Annotated in this window: 20 protein-coding genes; 18 read left to right on the top strand and 2 right to left on the bottom strand. The window is 40.8% G+C overall.

The genetic code is table 11. The features are described from left to right. Positions 1-9: 9 nt before the first annotated feature. Together F985_RS19050 and F985_RS19045 are read right to left on the bottom strand one after the other, a co-directional pair. A complete protein-coding gene (locus F985_RS19050; protein WP_004703743.1) occupies positions 10-1,059 on the bottom strand; it encodes a phage portal protein in 1,050 nt (349 codons plus the stop codon). Further along, on the bottom strand, positions 1,056-2,834 hold the full coding sequence (locus F985_RS19045) for a terminase large subunit domain-containing protein (protein WP_025469202.1): 1,779 nt from the start codon (positions 2,832-2,834) through the stop codon (positions 1,056-1,058). The genes F985_RS19050 and F985_RS19045 overlap by 4 nt, the downstream gene beginning before the upstream one ends. Positions 2,835-3,012: 178 nt before the next feature. Here F985_RS19045 and F985_RS19040 point away from each other — a divergent pair, with 178 nt between their 5' ends. The 18 genes from F985_RS19040 (at position 3,013) to F985_RS18950 (ending at position 18,147) form a co-directional block, all read left to right on the top strand. Next, the gene (locus F985_RS19040; protein ID WP_004703738.1) at positions 3,013-3,873 is read left to right on the top strand and encodes a GPO family capsid scaffolding protein; all 861 of its coding nucleotides are present in this window, start codon (positions 3,013-3,015) and stop codon (positions 3,871-3,873) included. A 32-nt stretch (positions 3,874-3,905) separates the two neighbouring features. Then, the gene (locus F985_RS19035; RefSeq protein WP_004703735.1) at positions 3,906-4,916 is read left to right on the top strand and encodes a phage major capsid protein, P2 family; all 1,011 of its coding nucleotides are present in this window, start codon (positions 3,906-3,908) and stop codon (positions 4,914-4,916) included. Between the two features lie 6 nt (positions 4,917-4,922). Continuing rightward, entirely contained in the window at positions 4,923-5,687 is a 765-nt protein-coding gene (gene gpM / locus F985_RS19030; protein WP_004703733.1) for a phage terminase small subunit, read from the top strand. 100 nt (positions 5,688-5,787) lie between these two features. After that, positions 5,788-6,237, top strand: a complete 450-nt coding sequence (locus F985_RS19025; protein ID WP_004703731.1) for a head completion/stabilization protein — start codon at positions 5,788-5,790, stop codon at positions 6,235-6,237. Then, positions 6,234-6,443: a tail protein X gene (locus F985_RS19020; RefSeq protein WP_004703729.1), complete on the top strand. Its 210-nt coding sequence runs from the start codon at positions 6,234-6,236 to the stop codon at positions 6,441-6,443. The genes F985_RS19025 and F985_RS19020 overlap by 4 nt, the downstream gene beginning before the upstream one ends. A 2-nt stretch (positions 6,444-6,445) precedes the next feature. Then, positions 6,446-6,805 carry a putative holin gene (locus tag F985_RS19015; RefSeq protein WP_004703727.1) on the top strand — a complete coding sequence of 120 codons (360 nt, stop codon included), beginning with the start codon at positions 6,446-6,448 and terminating at the stop codon, positions 6,803-6,805. Then, positions 6,802-7,059, top strand: a complete 258-nt coding sequence (locus F985_RS19010; protein WP_004703724.1) for a phage holin family protein — start codon at positions 6,802-6,804, stop codon at positions 7,057-7,059. The genes F985_RS19015 and F985_RS19010 overlap by 4 nt, the downstream gene beginning before the upstream one ends. After that, entirely contained in the window at positions 7,056-7,886 is an 831-nt protein-coding gene (locus F985_RS19005) for an N-acetylmuramidase domain-containing protein (RefSeq protein ID WP_004703723.1), read from the top strand. Before F985_RS19010 ends, F985_RS19005 begins: the two co-directional genes overlap by 4 nt. After that, positions 7,883-8,413 carry a phage tail protein gene (locus tag F985_RS19000; protein WP_004703721.1) on the top strand — a complete coding sequence of 177 codons (531 nt, stop codon included), beginning with the start codon at positions 7,883-7,885 and terminating at the stop codon, positions 8,411-8,413. Before F985_RS19005 ends, F985_RS19000 begins: the two co-directional genes overlap by 4 nt. A gap of 2 nt (positions 8,414-8,415) precedes the next feature. Beyond that, positions 8,416-8,877, top strand: a complete 462-nt coding sequence (locus F985_RS18995) for a phage virion morphogenesis protein (RefSeq protein WP_004703719.1) — start codon at positions 8,416-8,418, stop codon at positions 8,875-8,877. Positions 8,878-9,265: 388 nt separating this feature from the next. After that, entirely contained in the window at positions 9,266-9,820 is a 555-nt protein-coding gene (locus tag F985_RS18985) for a phage baseplate assembly protein V (RefSeq protein ID WP_004703715.1), read from the top strand. Further along, positions 9,817-10,167, top strand: a complete 351-nt coding sequence (locus F985_RS18980; protein ID WP_004703713.1) for a GPW/gp25 family protein — start codon at positions 9,817-9,819, stop codon at positions 10,165-10,167. The genes F985_RS18985 and F985_RS18980 overlap by 4 nt, the downstream gene beginning before the upstream one ends. Next, the gene (locus tag F985_RS18975; protein WP_004703712.1) at positions 10,164-11,081 is read left to right on the top strand and encodes a baseplate assembly protein; all 918 of its coding nucleotides are present in this window, start codon (positions 10,164-10,166) and stop codon (positions 11,079-11,081) included. The genes F985_RS18980 and F985_RS18975 overlap by 4 nt, the downstream gene beginning before the upstream one ends. Positions 11,082-11,092: 11 nt before the next feature. Next, complete coding sequence (locus tag F985_RS18970; RefSeq protein WP_228128578.1) at positions 11,093-11,617, top strand: phage tail protein I; 525 nt, start codon at positions 11,093-11,095, stop codon at positions 11,615-11,617. Further along, a complete protein-coding gene (locus F985_RS26205) occupies positions 11,618-15,946 on the top strand; it encodes a phage tail-collar fiber domain-containing protein (RefSeq protein WP_004703708.1) in 4,329 nt (1,442 codons plus the stop codon). After that, positions 15,943-16,329 (top strand): hypothetical protein, encoded by a 387-nt coding sequence (locus tag F985_RS18960; RefSeq protein ID WP_004703705.1) that lies wholly within the window; start codon positions 15,943-15,945, stop codon positions 16,327-16,329. Before F985_RS26205 ends, F985_RS18960 begins: the two co-directional genes overlap by 4 nt. Before the next feature lie 115 nt (positions 16,330-16,444). Continuing rightward, positions 16,445-17,614, top strand: coding sequence for a phage tail sheath protein (locus tag F985_RS18955; RefSeq protein WP_004703704.1), 1,170 nt, complete (start codon positions 16,445-16,447; stop codon positions 17,612-17,614). Between the two features lie 11 nt (positions 17,615-17,625). Further along, on the top strand, positions 17,626-18,147 hold the full coding sequence (locus tag F985_RS18950) for a phage major tail tube protein (protein ID WP_004703701.1): 522 nt from the start codon (positions 17,626-17,628) through the stop codon (positions 18,145-18,147). Positions 18,148-18,205: the final 58 nt, after the last annotated feature.

Genomic DNA, 18,205 nt, shown 5'->3' with positions numbered 1-18,205 from the left:
GAGTAATTTTTAAGCGGACTTTTTCAAATCATATTCTTTAAAACGAATTAATTCTATGCCTGTTAATTCATTAATTTGTAATAAGCGAGATTGCAAAGGCATGACCTCATTGTGATAGAAAACGTCCGCTGCATCCATAACAGATCCAAAGCCGCCTGTGTTGTTTGGAACGATTCCCATGAGTTGAGGTGGGATTCGTAATGCAGCTAGAATGTCATCACGTGTAATGTTTTTGATATTTGCAAAATCATCTTTGGCCGCAATTTCAGAAACGGGAATGATTTGAACACCATCTTTTTTCCCATTCGGACTGTAATAAAACAAGTTACGGAAATTGCCCGGCCCTTTACTGTCTTTTAAAGCCTGACGCAGATTATCAATATCTTGAGGATCATTTGCGGGGTCGTTCACATACATAATGAAACCAGCATGACTACCATTGTTATAGTATTTGCGACGGAAAAGCGTAGCTGATTCATTGAGCCATAAACTTTGTAATGCAGCGATATATTCAGGTTTGCCGTAAATCTCTTGGTCAATGTCTGATTCGCGGATATGAGTAATTCGACCCATAGGGAATTCATATTCTGAATAGCCAAGATGATCATTCGTAATCATGAAATAATGACCATCCAGACCCACTCGCATGTATTTTGAGAGACTTGGTTTAAATTGCAGCGTCTTGTTAGTTATAGATTTGATTTCCTCAATATATGCATTCCCTGACCAAATATAATCGAATGCGATTTGTTCAAAGGCTGAACGGTTTAAAAGAGGGTGAGGAATAAACTGATTTACTAAAAAATTACGTTTGAAAATGATGCCGCTGCTCAGATAAGGCGTTGCACGGAATGATTTTGAGAGACCAGCGATACTCACCGCAGGTTCATACCAGCGGCCATTGAACCAGCATTCCATATATTCAGAAAGGTCGCCACCAGATAAAACTGGTATTGGATCACCAAAAGTAAAAGCCTCGGTACGGCCAACAGGTTTGACCGTTTGAACTTGAGTAGAAAGGGCATTGAAGGCACTTTTTAAAAGATTAATAGGTTTCAAGAGTAAATCTCCAAAATTGATGAATTTGAAATAGTTGTGCCTTCTAACGGTTCGTTATAAACGGCATGCATGAGTGCCCAAGCTAAATCCGCATGTCCGATTTCTTCAGAACGTCCTGCGGTAAACGTCATTTGCCTTTGACTTGCTGTAAGTGTTTTTTTGATGCTCATAAGGGACTGCGCGATGTCGGTATGACCAGCATCAAATTCGAGACGCCCATTGCGGATAACATCCAGTGTTTTTAATACGAGTTGAGTTTTAACTTCGGGGCTATAGCTGAATGTTGTTAATGCTGGAAAGAATTGGCGAACTAATTGGGCTACACCTGTACCCATACCAGTTGTATCCAAGCCGATATAAGTAACGTTGTAACGTAGGGTAATTTGGCGGATCTGTTCTGCTTGTGATTTAAAGTCCATGCCTCTGAATTGATGGCGCTCTAAAATTCTGAATTTGCCATTAGCCACTGAAGGTGGGGCAACAACAACAAGACCAGCGCTATCTCCTGTTTCAGCAGGGTCATAACCCACCCAAACTGGACGGCTTGCAAGTGGACGAATATGGAACGGTTTATAGTCTTCAGACCATGCTTCCCAGCTATCAACCATGCAGGCTTGCAGCATGTTAAGAGGGAAAATTGACGCACCATCATCGATGAATTGACACATCAATAAGTTTGCAAATTCCTCGGCTGAATATTCGAAACGAAGTTCATCAATATCAAATAAATCACAGCCGCCATTTTCAGCATCAAGAATTGTAACGATCTGACGCCAAAGCTTGTCTTCACAATATCGACCACGTTTTAACGCATCATGAGAGACATCAATATTTAAACGTTGGTCTTTAGGTCTGCCACGGTTATAGCGCTCACCAGTCCAAAATGCGTAGGCTTGGTGTGCCATCGTTGATGGTGTAGAGAAATAGGTTTTACGCCATTTCTTATGCATGGCCATACCTGATGCGACTTTGTTTAGTTCGTTAAAACCATAAGTCCAGAAAAATTCGTCGAAATAGAAATTACCGTGGTGGCCTTGAGCTGTTCGGGCATTTGTACCCAAGAAAGTGAGGTTTGCTTGGTTGTTACCTATGATGATTGGATCACCTTTAAGCTCCACCCCCGTATGTTCAAAAGCAAATTGTTGAATGTAGGTTTTGAAAATATGTGCTTGAGCTTTAGATGCAGATAAGAAAATCTGATTGCGGCCAGTTTTAAGCGCATCGATAAATGCCTCACGTGCAAAGTAGTAAGTTGCCCCGATTTGACGACTTTTTAGAATTGCACGTGTACGTTGATTGCCAGCTCGATACCAGTCCCACTGGTAGTCGTAGAGATTTTCCTCAAATGCAGTAATGAGGATCTCGACTTCTTGTTCGGTAAAGGTATTAGGTTTTTTCTGCTTTTTCGCAACCGCATTACGGTTCTGAATATTTGGATTTAGATCTGATTCTTTGCCTGTATCTCGGTAACGCTCAATTCGGGCCAGTCGTTCGAGTTCCCTCATTAGAAGGTCGACTTCCTTCATGTCGCCGCTAGATTTTTTATTTTTAAAAATGAGTGTAATTAGACGGGCTTCAATAGCTTGAGCCACTCGGTTTTCAGGTTTGGTTTTTTCCCACTCGTCTCTGGTTTTCCATGCCTGAATGGTTCTCTCTTTTTCATCGAGAACCTCGGCTATGTCGGTGATTTTCCACCCACACCAATAAAGAAATTTAGCTTTTAGTCGATTGTCGAGAAACAAATTGACGTTTGCTAATTGTGAAAATTCATTCATATCCAATGTCTGCAACTTATCTGCTGCAAACATTGGCAGTACAGGCTTTCAGATTCAGCCTTAGCGAGTTGTAAACCGTTGAATTACAACTGACGCTCGTTGCGACGACACAGTCACATTGCCCATTCTGCACCTATCGAAATTGCCCGAACTCCAATTTTTCATAGGTAAATGCAGCATGAGCAGCAAAGAGCAGAAACCAAAAAAATTTAAATCAAAGTGGTTCCGTATTGCGACGGCAGGGGATACCACTGATGGTCGTGAAATTCAGGAAAACTGGATTCAAGAAATCGTAGAAACCTACAACCCACAAACATATGGTGCGCGTATTAACGTTGAGCACATCCGTAGTGTTTCACCCGATAGCAGCTTCGGGGCTTATGGTGATGTGGTTGCAGTAAAAGCCGAAAAGGTCGATGTCAACGGTGAAAAGAAACTTACTTTATTTGCCCAAATTGAACCAAATGACAATTTGATTGCGCTCAATAAACGCAACCAAAAAATTTATACATCTATTGAAGTTAATCCTAATTTTGCCAATTCAGGCAAAGCCTATTTAGTTGGTTTAGCTGTTACTGATTACCCAGCTTCTTTGGGTACGGATATGTTGCAGTTCGCTGCAAATGCTGAAAAAAATCCTTTTGAAAGCAAAAAGCAGCATAAAGACAACTTGTTTACAGCGGCAGCTGAAGCAGAGCTGGAATTTGAAGAAGTCGAAGAACCAAAAGTTTTTGGTGCTGGTCTCGTTAGCACAATTCGAAATATTTTCAAAAAGCAAGAACAACAAGAACAAGCAACCACCGAGTCTTTTAGCAACACAGAGCAAGCCATCCTTGAGATTGCTCAACAGACGGCTGAGCAGGGTAGCGAAGTCACTAATCTCCAAGCTTCCTACAACGACCTGAAGCAAAAGCACGATCAGTTAGCCACTGACTTTTCACAGTTGCAAGCAAAGCTCGACATCACACCTGACCAATCACCACGACCAACAGCGTCTAGCACTTCCTTCTCAGAAATTGAAGCCGAAGTCGATTGTTAATTCCTGATTATTAGAAATTTATAGAGAAAAACATGCGTAACCTAACACGTCAAAAATACAATGCTGTAATGACTCAATTGGCCAAACTTAATGGCGTTGAAACAGTAGAAAAGAAATTTAATGTTGAACCTTCAGTCCAACAAAAATTGGAAGAAAAAATTCAGCAGTCATCTGAATTCCTTTCCCGCATTAATATTCACCTTGTTACTGAACAGTCAGCTGCTGCGGTTGGTTTAGGAGTTAATCGTCCGATTGCTTCGCGTACCAATACAAATACTGGTGAACGACAAGCGAATGATCCAACCTCAATGGATGATCGCGTATATTTGTGCCGTCAAACTAACTTTGATACTTCAATTAAGTATGCCAAGTTAGATCAATGGGCAAAATTTCCAGACTTTTATACTAAATTCCGAAGCGTAATTATTAAACGCCAAGCTCTTGACCGTATCATGATTGGCTTCAATGGTATTTCAGCAGCGCCAAATACTGATATTGTTGCTAATCCATTGCTTCAGGATGTCAATAAAGGCTGGTTACAAAAGCAACGTGAAGAAAATAAAAGCCGTGTCCTAAAAGAAGGTAAAACCGCTGGAAAATTAACAATCGGGGCAGGTGGCGACTACCAAAACCTTGATGCATTAGTCATGAATATTGTTGACGAAATGATTGATGAAGTACATCAAGGCAATCCAGATTTAGTGGTTATTTGTAGCCGTAAACTTCAGTCAGATAAATATTTCCCTCTGGTAAATAAAGAACAGCCTAACTCTGAAAAGTTAGCTGCGGACATCATTATCAGTCAAAAACGCATGGGCAATTTACCAGTCTATGCAGTTCCATTTTTCCCTGAAGATTGTTTGCTAGTAACTACCTTCGATAACCTTTCAATTTATGTTCAAGAAGGTGCTCGTCGTCGTACCGTTATTGATAATCCAAAACGTGACCAAATTGAAAACTATGAATCTTCAAATGAAGACTACTACATCGAAGATTTAGGGTTAGCTGCAATGGCTGAAAATATTGAAGTACTTGCGGGGTAATCACGCATGAACTTAGCCCGTCAACATTTTCGTAAACATCAAGCCAAATCTGCAGCCGAACAAGCTGCAGAGTTCGGCAGTATGAAAAATGCAACGGCATACGAGCTGCAACTTATGCAGCTCAACAATGACCGTGCTCGCTTAAAGCAGATCCAGTCGACTGAAAATAAGATCAAACTTAAATCAGAATTGCTACCAAATTATGCCCCTTATATCGATGGCATTCTTGAAGCGCAAAGTGGTGTACAGGATGAAATTCTTACTGAAATGATGATCTGGAATATTGATACATCTAACTTCAGTCAAGCGTTACAGATTGCTGAATATGTTCTCGTTCATAACTTGTCTTTACCTGACCGCTTTGAACGAACACCAGCATGCGTTATCACCGAAGAAATTTCTGCAACTTTCCTCAAGCAGCTTAAAACAAATGTTGAGATTGACATTGATGTGTTGAAGCAGCTCGAAAGCTTAATGACCAATCCTGATTTACCGCAGCCGACTTTAGACATGCCTGATCAGGTTAAGGCAAAAATGTATTTAGCCTTAGGTAAAGCGGAATTGCGATTGATTACTGATAAGGACGCGCCAGATCCTGTTCATACAAAAGCTGCTTTAGATTATCTACAAAAAGCCGTTGAACTGGATGATAAGTGTGGTGGACGCGGCGATTTGAATCTTGTGCAAAAACTTTACGATAAATTTGCACCAGATACGAATCTATCAACTGAAACAGAAACAAATAAGGGTGATGTAACAGCATCATCATAACGAGTGCCCACGCACCGCACTGGCGAACAATGGTAGTGATCTTACACAGTAAATCCTCACCGAGCCATTGTTCCCACCAGTGCATTAATGGGGGAGTAACATGGGATTTTCCGCAAACGGTAATACAACACCATCCAATATAACAATCAGCAGTACAGATTTTTTTCCAAGTATTTCTTTAGATGAAATTCGTAGCTTTGTTCGAATTGATGGGGCCGTATCTGATGCCCGGCTTAAACAGGTTACTTTAGAAGAAATTATCGATGTAAACCGCTTACTTAATAAATTAGTAAGTTCTGCTTCAAGTTTGGCCGAGTTAGCAACAGCAAAAGTTGATGGAAAACCAGATACAGAAATTTTGTATTTTTCAGCTATTTCAAATGGTGTGGCGGCAAAAGTTAATGAGCAATATCGAAGTTATGACACAAGTACTTCGGGCAATAAAAATGCAAAAGAATTAACACCTACGATTGATGAAAGTCGACGAAATAAACAGTGGGCTATCAAACAATTATTGGGTCAATCACACACTACGGTTGAATTGATATGAACACAGTTCGATCAATTCAAAACGACACGATTGACCTAATTTGTTGGCGTTATTACGGACGTTCTCTAGGTGTTGTCGAGAAAGTTTTAGAAGCAAATCCAAAACTGGCGAACATCGGCGCAATTCTCCCCATCGGTACAGAGGTCAATTTACCTGACTTATCTGCTCCCCAACAAATTACACAAACTATTCAGCTTTGGGACTAATTATGCCAGAACCAACTTCAACTACAGCTGCAACAACCACAGGTCTCGCAGCGGTTTCATTATTACCATTTATTAATGGTAATGCCTTGCTTGGTGCCGTATTGGGAGCAGCTTTTGTGGCTTATCTCGAAAAAGAACTTAGCGCAAAACAACGCATTGCATTCATGCTTTTATGCGTCGGCTTTGGTTATTTACTTGGGCCTGAAATTACTAGCCGAACTCAATACATCAGTAGTGATGCAACGGCTTCAATGCTTGCGGCCATTTTTTCAATTTACATCCTGATCAAATTGCTTGATTGGGTAAAAAACTCAACTCTTGCTCAGCTCTGGAAAACTTTTCGAGGGGGAGGTAACTCATGATCATTGTTCAAATCGTTGCTGTGCTTTGTTATTTGTTCTGTGGCTTCCGAATCCTAAGTTTTGAGCGCTCAGGGCATCATAAAGGCTTTGCATTCCTTGCGACTGTGCTAGTAGCAAGTTTTATTGGCCAAGCAGTCTATATCGTATTTTTTAAAGAACCTGTAACAGTGTGGGATGCCATTTTAGCCATGCTGCTCACACTTATTGTTTATCGAACAAAGGGTAATGTTGCGAAAATCTGGAGTACATCATGATCTTAAAATTCGGCTCGAAAGGTAATGCAGTAGTTACTTTACAAAGACAATTAGCGGGCTTTGGCTATAAAGGTAAAACAGGAAAAGTTTTAAGTATCGACGGTATTTTTGGTGAAAGCACTGAATATGCTGTGATCCAATTTCAACAAAAAGCTGGACTTGTGGCTGATGGTAAAGTCGGTGACAAAACCCGTGAAGCTTTGGCAGGGAACGGACTTGATAAATTCCTTAAAGACTCGGATTACGTTAATGCGGCCAAGCGCTTAGGGTTACCTGAATTGGTCATTCGTGTATTCGGTGCGGTTGAAGGTCAAGGTGTTGGCTTTTTAAAAAATGGGAAGGTCAAGATCCTGTTTGAACGTCATCGTATGTATGAATATTTAAAACGATTCAAAGGTGATGCATTTGCTAAAAACCAAATGAAATTGGTACCGAATTTAGTGAACACAAAGCCGGGTGGTTATCAGGGTAATGAAGCGGAACATGTACGTTTAGCATTAGCCAAACAGATCCATGAAGATTCGGCACTTATGTCTACGTCTTGGGGTCAATTTCAAATCATGGGTGAGAACTGGAAAGATTTGGGTTATGACTCAGTACAAGATTTTGTAGCACAAATGCAGGCCAGTGAATCGCTTCAGCTTGAAGCATTTATTCGCTTTATCGAATGGAAACCGGGTTTGCTCGAGGCATTAAAGAAACAGGACTGGGATGCTATTTTTACTCTTTACAATGGGCCGAATTATAAGAAATTAGGCTATCAAGCTAAATTCCAAAAAGAGTTTGATCACCTCGAGCCGATTTACGGAGTTAAAAAAGCAGCATGAAAAAATTAAATGACCTTCGTGCTCATTTGATGAATGCAGTGATTGAGTTACGACGAGATCCAGACCGGCTGCAAATCTTTGCCGACCAGGGTGCATTGAAATGCACCTTTGCGGCGGGGCTTTCTTATGAGTTTTCATATTTAGCAAATATCATTTTGACTGATTATGCTGGTGATCTTGATTCTGTGGCCATACCTTTATTCGATTGGCTCCGGGTAAATCAGTCTGAGCTTTTGTCGAATTTAGACCGGGTTAAAGAGGGAGTTCGTTTTGAGGCAGATTTGCTCGCTAACGACAAAGTCGATTTGGCCATTACTATTCCACTGACTGAACGTGTCATCGTTAAACGTGCACCAGACGGCACTATAACCGTCGATCATCCTCCGGAACCCCAAGCAACTCAAACAGAACAAGCGCAGGAAGTAAGTTTGATCGATCAAGCGACAGGCGACGTTTTAGCACAATGGATGTCCGTTGAAAGTCCAGATAGCTTCGCTTTAGCAATGCCGCTACCTGTGAGGAAGTAAACATGGCTGAGATGAAAACTTTACTTCATCATTTAGGGATTTTACTTAATCAACTGAGTGATAAAGAAAAACGTAAACTCAGCATGGATATTGGCCGTAAATTACGGCAAAGCCAAAGTGCCCGAATTACCAAACAACAAAATCCCGATGGCAGCTCATACGTCCCAAGAAAAAATCAGAAGATCCGGGATAAGAAAGGGCGTATTAAAAATAAAATGTTTAACCGGATTAAAATGGCTCGGTTCATGAAGGTTAAGCAAGAACCACAAGGTGTTTCAGTTGGTTTTTTGGGTAATGTTGCTTTTATTGCACAAGTTCATCAGATGGGCTTAAAAGACCGCGTTCGACGAACTAAGAATAGTCCAGTTGTAAAATATCCATCGCGTGAATTACTTGGCTTTACATCAGCAGAGGTCGAAATGATTGAAAATGATGTATTAAGTCATATCTCTAAGATCAATTAGTTTTTTTATAAATATCAGTAATTTTGTTGATTTGAATCTTGTAATTAATCATCATTTTAAATCCTAAACTTATCTAATGAGATTATGAAAATTTCAAGATTCTTTTTTGCAAAGAATACATTTGTTCCAGCCATTCATAGGCTCAATTTCCGTTTATCTAAAATAGTTAATAATCTAGATTCAAAGGTATTAGTAAACTCTGAAAAAATCACTTACCTTCAGATTAGGGACCTTAGAGATGAGACCGAAGATTTAGTTTATAGCCTAGCTAATGAAGATCATTTAGAAATCGTTTTGAAGAAAACAATCCCCTCTGACTAAGTTGTAATACCCTCAATTACAACTCCCACCACATGCATTTCTAATCATGCTGCAACACGATTGCAGCATGAACATTTCAGAAATTATCCGTCGTTTAGAAAACATTGTCAGATTCGGTTCAATCGATACGGTCGATCTTGAAAAGGCTTTGTGCACAGTCAATCTAGGCGATATTAAAACAGCCCAATTGAACTGGCTCAACATTAGAGCAGGGACTGACTCATCTTGGGATCCACCGACTTCGGGGGAGCGTTGCATTGTGTTTTCTCCATCTGGGGAATTAGCGCAAGGAGTAGTGCTGTTTGGAATTTACAGCGAAGACAATCCAGCCCCAGCTCAGTCTGAAAATATCAAATTGCGAAAGTTTTCAGATGGCACGGTCATTCAATATGACACCTCATCACATGTACTTAAAGCCACTTTAACGGATGGCGGTAAAGTCGAAATTAATGCATCAGGTGGAATCACATTAAACGGTAACACAACGATTAATGGTTCGTTATCTACGACTCAAGACATTACATCCAAAGCAGATGTAAAAGCAGGAAATATTAGCCTAAGCAATCACAAGCATATTGGAGTTAAGGGTGGTGGAGACACATCTGGAGGACCATTGCTATGACAATGAATCGAGTAGTTGGACTACGAATCACAGATGAGCTGGAGTCAATTCGCCAGTCTATAACCGACATTTTAACTACCCCAATTGGTAGCAGGCTTATGCGTCGTGAATATGGGTCATTGCTGTATGAACTAATCGATCAGCCTATAAACGACGTTCTTATTTTGAAATGTTACAGCGCAATCTATTCGGCACTTTTGCGCTGGGAACCCCGTATCAATATCAATCAGATCAATATCTTCAGCATTGAAGGCTCTCGTATGCAAATCAGCCTCGATGCGGATCTTGTTCAACAAAATCAGCCTGTGAATTTATCACTTGGATTGACATTAGGAGCAGCTGCATGAGCGTTGTTGATTTTTCTCAGTTGCCACCACCAGACCTTATCAAAGTTCTGGATTACGAACAGATTTTGGCAAAGCGGAAAGCCCGTTTTATTTCCTTATATCCACCTGAAGAACAGGCGTATTGGACTGAAGTTTTAGGACGTGAATCTGAGCCTGTGACCAAAATTTTGCAAGAAAATGCTTATCTTGAATTATTAACGTCTAATCAGAGAAATCAGGATGCCCGGGCATTGTTATTGGCTTTCAGTACCGGATCTGATCTGGACCATATTGCTGTAAGTTATTACGGGGTCACTCGTCTCGTTATTACTCCAGCAAATCCAAATACTGTACCGCCCACATCTGCTGTGATGGAAAGTGATGAAGATTTAAAAGAACGTTGTTTACTTTCTTTATCCGGGTTTAATACGGCTGGCGCATCAAATGCTTATAAATTCTTTTCTAAATCAGCCGATGGCCGTGTAGCTGATGCTTCGATTATTTCACATGAAGACAATCCTTGCTTTTTAGATGTTTATATCACTCAACATGACAGTGATGACTTTTCAGCATCGCAAGAGCTTATAGACAAAGTACAGAAAGCTTTAGATCCTGAAGACGTTCGCCCGGTTGGTGATCGTCCTACTGTACATAGCAGCACACCAGTCACGTATCAGATTCAAGCCCGGCTTTATATTTCACAAACTGCTGAAAACGTCATGTTGCTATCCGTAGCACAAGAACGTTTGCAGAAATACGTTAAGAATTCGAAAAAGATTGGTCAATCGATTCGATTGTCAGCCATTTATGCTGCATTACATGTGGATGGTGTTAGCCGGGTAGAAATTCTAAATCCAACTTCGGACATCGTTATTAGTAAGGCCCAACATGCATTTTGTACAGGCATCGACGTACAAATCGGGGGGACTGAATAATGAAATCTTTATTGCCCCCAAATGCAACAGATTTAGAAAAAAAGCTGGCTGAGGTTGGTACGGATGCTTTTAATTTGCCATCGATCAAACTTGCCAAAGATGTTGATCATGCACCATCTGATTTTCTCGCCTATCTAGCTTGGGAGCGACAAGTTAATTATTGGCGTGATGAGTGGCCAGATGCGTTAAAACGCCACATCATCAATCAAGCAATTCCACAGCACAAAATTAAAGGCACACCAGCGGCCATTAAAAGGGCATTAGAACCCTTTGGCTTTGAAGTTGAATTAATCGAATGGTTTCAAATGGAGCCGCCCGGTAAACCCGGAACATTCGCGCTCGAGTTAGATCTCGTCGGTAAAGAACTATCAGAAGAAACATATCACGAAGTGAACCGCTTAGTTGAAGACTCAAAAGCGGCAACCCGTCAGGTCTCTAACGTCCAAATTACATCGAATCCTGTCTTATACATCAATACAGCGATTGCACTGCAAGACGCAGTGACTATCGAATGCATGCCACAAGGTTATCAATAAATGAGCAGCCCATATTTTAATGTTACGACCAATGCTGGCGACGCAGCCATTGCAAATGCGATTGCCACTTCTACAAAGCTCAACATTACACATGTCGCATTTGGTGATGGTAATGGTTCTTCTCCGACTCCAGATAAGACCCGTACATCTTTGGTTAAAGAGGTTTATCGCCAAGGAGTAAATAAATACGAGAAGCATCCAACAATCAATAATTTCGTTATTGTTGAAGCAATCTTACCCCCGATTGTGGGTAGTTTTTATATCCGTGAAATTGGTTTAATTATTGACGGGAAGACTCTTCTTTCACATGGTGCAGTTGCCCCAGTGTATAAAGAGGCTAACTCAGTTCGAGAGTATCAACTTCGATTCACAATCAATATTCAGGATGCTGAAATTGTTAATGTCACACTTGATGACACGCTGATCTATGCGACACAGGGGTGGGTAAATGATAACTATGTCCCTCGTAAAGAGATCATTGATAATTTAGCAACCAATGATCCAGCTAAACCACTTTCAGCAAAACAGGGTAAATATTTACAAGATAATAAGCTTGATAAAAATGCCAACGCAGTTGGTCTTCAAATAAAAGACAATCGCACTTTAAAACCGTCTCAATTATCACAATCGATTCAGGCTTTTTTCGGCACTTTAAATTCGGATGGTAGTAGTTATTTCTGTGATTATTTGACATTGAACGGTTGGAATGATTATTCAGGTGGCCGTAAAAATGCACTTGTCTTTAATAAAACAGCTCAAACCTTGCATCATTATCAAGCTGATTATGATAGCGAAACATGGACTTTAAAAAAGCAAATTGCTTATACAGACTCAGATATTTCGGGTAATGCTGCTTCAGCCACAAAATTAAAAAATGCTCGCTTAATTAACGGTGTTACGTTTGATGGCAGTAATGATATTAGAGTGCCACCAGTAGCATTTTATATTCCCGCAGGTGCAGATTTAGACAACTATCAAAGTATTGGTTTTTATTATCAGGATACAGATTTAAATGCATCTCAAATCGCAAATGTTCCACAAGCAAACGCGTTTGGTTTACGTGTAGAGACCCATGCGGGCGTATCACAATGGTTTATGCCATACAATGGTGGTGGGATCAGGTATTACCGTCATTTTTATGTCGGTAAATGGACACCTTGGAAAAAGATTGATCCATCGAATATTGACGGAAATGCTGCAACAGCAAGCAAGCTGCAAAATGTGCGTCGTATCAATACCGTTGCTTTTGATGGTACCAGCGACATTACTATTTATGATGAGACGAAATTTAAAGCAGATGGTACGACATCAACTGTTTATGACGTTGCTTGGAATGCAAAATCAGGTGTCTATACGATTCAAGAAAGTGGCGGCACATCAACAGTAATGCATTTCTTAGGTTCTGGATCTGCCCCAGCAGTTCAAATCTTAGCAAAATATGCGAATGGTGGACTTTGGTATCGATCAGCAAGAGATGCAAAGGGCTTTGAAGTAGAGTTTGAAAAAATTCTGACTGAAAAAGGCGGCACAGTTAAAGGTGGTCTTGCAACAAATAGTATTTCAAATACTGGTGATATTTATACGACAGGGACTTTTGTTGCTGGAAATGCAGCAGGGGAGGCAAGATTACAACTAGCGGGTACAAATCGCTATTTTTATCTTAATGGCGGTTCTTGGGGCGTTTGGACCGAAAATGGATCTGAACCCTTATCTAAATTGTGCGGTGGTACAGGCCGAGCAGATGGGGCAGCCGAAAAGCTTGTTACACCTCGACAAGTTTCTTTCTCTGGCGCGGCTTCAGGTTCATTCACTTATGATGGTTCTGCAAACTCATCATGTGTATTAACACTTGCGAATAGTGGCGTCGTTGCTGGTACATATTCTTCAACAATTCAAATCCCATCAATTACTGTAAATGACAAGGGTTTAATTTCAGGCATCTCACAGCAAACAATTAGATCCGCTTCAGTAACACAAGCAGGTGTAGTGCAATTAGTTGATGATTTAGTCACGGATGATAGTTCGAAAGCTTTAACTGCGAAACAAGGTAGAGCTTTACAACTTCTGAAGTTAGACAAAAATGCAAATGCAGTCGGTCTACAAATGAGTGATGATCGAACGTTACTACCGACTGAACTTGCATCAAATTCCGTTCAAACTTTCTTTGGAACTTATAACTCTGACGGTATTTCAGCTTTTTGTGATTTCATCACTTTAAACGGATGGAATGATTCATCAGGTGGTCGAAAAAACGCGCTTGTATTTAATAAAGGGACTTCTGGACTGTACCATTTTCAAGCTGGTTATGCGGATAAAACTTGGACATTCAAAAGAGAAATTGCATATACCGATTCAAATATTTCTGGTAATGCAGCTTCAGCAACCCGACTACAAAATGGGCGGAATATTAACAGTGTTTATTTCGACGGAACTCAAGACCTAAATATTGAAGCCCCTCTATGCTGGAATGGCAGCGTTTCAACCCTTCAGCAACTTGATTTAGCATTAAAAGATGGTAAATACACCGTTACGGAATTAAATATTGCCGGGTTATATGGTTATGGTTTTCTTGTAGTCATTAGAAGCGGTGGCACCTGTCATCAAATCTATTACCCACATCAAGCTCAAGGGACAAACAATGGCACAATGGCAATGCGCCAAACTTGGAATGTGAATGGAGATGCAGCAACTTGGTCCAGCTGGCGAGTAATTGGTACACAAGATGATTCTAAACTTCCACTTGCTGGTGGTACCGTTACAGGGAATTTACGTGTAAATGGCATAATCTTTGCCAATAAGGTTTATGGCGATTCTGATTTATGGTTCACATCAGAAAACGAGCAAAAAGGACGTCGCGTATTAACAGGTGGTGTACTTGCTTCTGATACTTATTCAGAGGCTAGTCTTGTTCCTAATCTTGGGATTTATGCAAAAGGTGCAATTCAATCTCGCGCAGCTATTTATGCAGATAAATTCTATGGATATACAGGCACGGCCACTTATGTTGGTAATTTGGATGGCAAGCTATTAAATCCACGTTTGATAAATGGCGTTGCGTTTGATGCAAGTAATAATATTAATGTGCCTCCAGTTAGTTTCTACATCCCTGCAGGTGCGGATTTAAATAATTATCAAAAGACAGGCTTTTACTATCAAGATACTGATGCAGGCACAGCACAAATAGCAAACGTTCCTCAAGCAAATGCATTTGCTTTGCGTGTTGAAGGAAGCGCTGGGTGTGATCAATGGTTTATCCCATATAATGGTGGTGGGGTTATGTACTATCGCCATTTTTATAATGGCACTTGGTCTTCTTGGAAAAAAATTGATCCATCGAATATTGATGGAAATGCCGCAACAGCAACAAAATTGCAAAATGTGCGTCGCATCAATTCGGTTGCCTTTGATGGTACCAGCGACATTACTATTTATGATGAGACGAAATTTAAAGCAGATGGTACGACATCAACTGTTTATGACGTTGCTTGGAATGCAAAATCAGGTGTCTATACGATTCAAGAAAGTGGCGGCACATCAACAGTAATGCACTTTTTAGGCTCTGGATCTGCCCCAGCAGTTCAAATCTTAGCAAAGTATGCGAATAGTGGGCTTTGGTATCGTACAGCACGTGATGCAAAGGGCTTTGAAGTTGAGTTTGAAAAAATTCTTACGGAAAAAGGCGGTACAGTTAAAGGTGGTCTTGCAACTAATGGTTTATCAAATACTGGTAGCATAAATAATTCAGGTGACATCGCCACCAAAGGTGTATTTGTTGCTGGTGGGGGTATTGGTGAAGCAAGGCTACAGCTTGAAGGTTCAACTCGATATTTCTATTTGAATGGTGATTCATGGGGTGTTTGGTCTGCAAACGGATCTCAGCCGTTATCAAAGACTTGTGGGGGGACTGGACGCACTGATGGAGCAGCCGAAAAGCTAGTAACAGCACGTCAGATTTCTTTAGCTGGTGCTGTTTCAGGTTCGGCACTTTTTGATGGATCTGGAAACATCACAATATCGACAACAGCAAACAACGCTATTGGTATTGGTCAAACTTATCAAAATGTCCTTTCTAGCCGTGCCGTAGAAACAACTTACCTAAATTCAACCGGGCGTCCAATTGGTGTGATTATCTGTTTTCCTGATACGGGTGGTGGCACTGCAACGGTTGAATGCCTAGTTGATGGCCAGTCAATTTTTAAACATGTTTATGACTATTCAACGAATTATGGATCGGGATTTTATTCATTTATTGTACAGCCCGGCAGCACCTACAGACTCAATATGCCAACAGGCACAGTTAATCCGAACGTTTGGAGTGAATTACGATGAAATATTTTAGAAATCATACCACTGGTGAAGTCTTTTCCTTTGAAGACGATTTAATTGAAATGACTGCTGAAGAAGTAGATCGTCACATTAACCCTCAAAAGTATCTTTCTGATGAAGAAAAAGAGCAGCTGCGTCTTGCTGAGTTTAAACCTCTTACAAGACGCCAATTTAAGCTTGCACTTCTTCAGTATGAATTGTTAGAAAAGGTTGAACAATCAATAGCAGCTATTGAAGATTCAGCGCTAAAAACACGAGTCCAGATTGAATATAACGAATCTGAAAAGTTTGAACGAGCAAATGATTCGGTCAAATATATGCTTACTCTTTTAGATATTTCTAATGATGAAATCGATGAAATGTGGCGCTATGCGATGAGTCAATAAAGGGCTACGTTCAAGTTGTAATACTGCCGTTTACAACTGCCGCTGAATGAAATCAAACGTGCAATTTGAAAACCTGTGAGCTGACAAAAAACCAATCAGACCACAGGTTTATTTTATGGTAGATTCATATCACCACGGGGTCCGGGTTTTCGAAATTAATAACGGAAACCGGCCCATTCGTACAATTTCAACCGCTGTTATCGGTGTGGTATGTACTGCATCGGATGCAGATGAACAAACATTCCCACTCGATACTGCAGTTTTAATTACTGACATTCTTGCAGCCCTTGCCAAAGCAGGTACTAAAGGTACGCTAGCCCGTACATTACAGGCGATTCTTGATCAAACCAATGCCGTTGTAATCGTTGTTCGGGTTAAAGAAGAAAAAGACGAGGCTACTCAAACCAGCTCAATAATCGGCGGATCGGTCGACGGTAAATACACTGGTTTAAAACAATTGCTCACTTCAGGCGCTAAATTCGGGATGAAACCTCGAATTCTAGGTGTCCCGGGCTTAGATAATGCAGCTGTCAGTGCTGCTCTAATTTCAATTGCTCAGCAACTTCGTGGCTTTGCTTATATTTCTGCCTATGGCTGCAATACTAAAGAAGAAGTTATTGCTTACCGTCAAACATTTGGCGCACGTGAAGCGATGGTCATTTGGCCCGACTTTTTGGGGTGGGACACCGCGACAAATTCAACCACAACACTCTATGCGACAGCTCGTGCTTTAGGGCTACGTGCAAAAATCGATCAGGAAATTGGTTGGCATAAAACTTTGTCAAACATACCTGTCAATGGAGTTACAGGGATCAGTAAAGATGTGTTCTGGGATTTACAGTCTTCAGCAACAGATGCCAATTTCCTCAATGAAAATGATGTGACCACAATTATTCAGCGTGATGGGTTCCGTTATTGGGGTTCACGTACTTGTTCTGAAGATCCTAATTTTGCATTCGAAAGTTATACACGTACTGCTCAGGTCATCATGGACACAATGGGTGAATCTCACATGTGGGCGGTTGATAAGCCACTACATCCATCACTTGCGCGGGACATTATTGAAGGGATCAATGGAAAACTCCGTGATTGGAAGACAAATGGCTATCTCATTGGTGGTGAAGCTTGGTTTGACCCGGCATTTAACCCAGCCGATATTTTAAAAGCCGGCAAGCTTCGTATTTCTTACGACTACACACCAGTTCCACCTCTTGAAGATCTCAGTCTACGTCAGGAAATCACTGATAGTTATTTGGCTGACTTTGCTTCACGTATTGCGGCATAAGGAAATAGCACATGGCTTTACCAAAGAAATTAAAACTTATGGACCTCTTTAATGAGGGTATTAGCTATTTCGGTCAAACCGGAGAAGTAACTATTCCTAAGCTTGCGCGTAAGTTAGAAAACTGGCGTGGTGGTGGCATGGACGGCAGCGTTAAGGTCGATTTAGGTTTCGGAGATGACATCACTAACTTTCAATGGAAACTTGGCGGTGTAGATCCACTCATCCTTGAACAGTTCGGTGCTTCAACCGTTTCAGCGCATATGCTGCGTTTTGCCGGGTCGTATCAGCGTGATGATACTGGTGAAATCGATGCTTATGAGATTGTCGTACGTGGACGTCATGAGGAGCTTGATTTCGGTAATCAGAAAGCAGGTGATGACACTGAAACAACAATCAAAACTATCTGGAGCTATTACAAGCTCAGCATCAATGGTGTGGTTTATATCGAAATTGATATTCCATCGAACAAATTCATTGTTAAAGGTGTCGATCGCAACGCCGAGCACATGAAAGCCATTGGTCATTTAAGTTAATCCCTTTTCCTTACTCCGGTTGGTCTCAGCCGGAGTCTTTTTAATTCTTTTTAGGACA

Origin of the sequence: Acinetobacter seifertii (assembly GCF_000368065.1) — a bacterium.
GTDB classification, from domain to species: Bacteria; Pseudomonadota; Gammaproteobacteria; order Pseudomonadales; family Moraxellaceae; genus Acinetobacter; species Acinetobacter seifertii.
The sequence above is the reverse complement of the archived record's forward strand: the minus strand, read 5'-3'. Positions and strand labels throughout refer to the sequence as shown.

Coding starts and splice junctions, on each gene's coding strand:
- F985_RS18960 (WP_004703705.1), top strand. CDS start 15,943: ATGAAATATTTTAGAAATCATACCACTGGTGAAGTCTTTTCCTTTGAA.
- F985_RS18985 (WP_004703715.1), top strand. CDS start 9,266: ATGAACATTTCAGAAATTATCCGTCGTTTAGAAAACATTGTCAGATTC.
- F985_RS19025 (WP_004703731.1), top strand. CDS start 5,788: ATGGGATTTTCCGCAAACGGTAATACAACACCATCCAATATAACAATC.
- F985_RS19010 (WP_004703724.1), top strand. CDS start 6,802: ATGATCATTGTTCAAATCGTTGCTGTGCTTTGTTATTTGTTCTGTGGC.
- F985_RS19035 (WP_004703735.1), top strand. CDS start 3,906: ATGCGTAACCTAACACGTCAAAAATACAATGCTGTAATGACTCAATTG.
- F985_RS19040 (WP_004703738.1), top strand. CDS start 3,013: ATGAGCAGCAAAGAGCAGAAACCAAAAAAATTTAAATCAAAGTGGTTC.
- F985_RS19020 (WP_004703729.1), top strand. CDS start 6,234: ATGAACACAGTTCGATCAATTCAAAACGACACGATTGACCTAATTTGT.
- F985_RS18975 (WP_004703712.1), top strand. CDS start 10,164: ATGAGCGTTGTTGATTTTTCTCAGTTGCCACCACCAGACCTTATCAAA.
- F985_RS18955 (WP_004703704.1), top strand. CDS start 16,445: ATGGTAGATTCATATCACCACGGGGTCCGGGTTTTCGAAATTAATAAC.
- F985_RS19000 (WP_004703721.1), top strand. CDS start 7,883: ATGAAAAAATTAAATGACCTTCGTGCTCATTTGATGAATGCAGTGATT.
- F985_RS18980 (WP_004703713.1), top strand. CDS start 9,817: ATGACAATGAATCGAGTAGTTGGACTACGAATCACAGATGAGCTGGAG.
- F985_RS19045 (WP_025469202.1), bottom strand. CDS start 2,834: ATGAATGAATTTTCACAATTAGCAAACGTCAATTTGTTTCTCGACAAT.
- F985_RS19015 (WP_004703727.1), top strand. CDS start 6,446: ATGCCAGAACCAACTTCAACTACAGCTGCAACAACCACAGGTCTCGCA.
- F985_RS18950 (WP_004703701.1), top strand. CDS start 17,626: ATGGCTTTACCAAAGAAATTAAAACTTATGGACCTCTTTAATGAGGGT.
- F985_RS18995 (WP_004703719.1), top strand. CDS start 8,416: ATGGCTGAGATGAAAACTTTACTTCATCATTTAGGGATTTTACTTAAT.
- F985_RS26205 (WP_004703708.1), top strand. CDS start 11,618: ATGAGCAGCCCATATTTTAATGTTACGACCAATGCTGGCGACGCAGCC.
- F985_RS19005 (WP_004703723.1), top strand. CDS start 7,056: ATGATCTTAAAATTCGGCTCGAAAGGTAATGCAGTAGTTACTTTACAA.
- gpM (WP_004703733.1), top strand. CDS start 4,923: ATGAACTTAGCCCGTCAACATTTTCGTAAACATCAAGCCAAATCTGCA.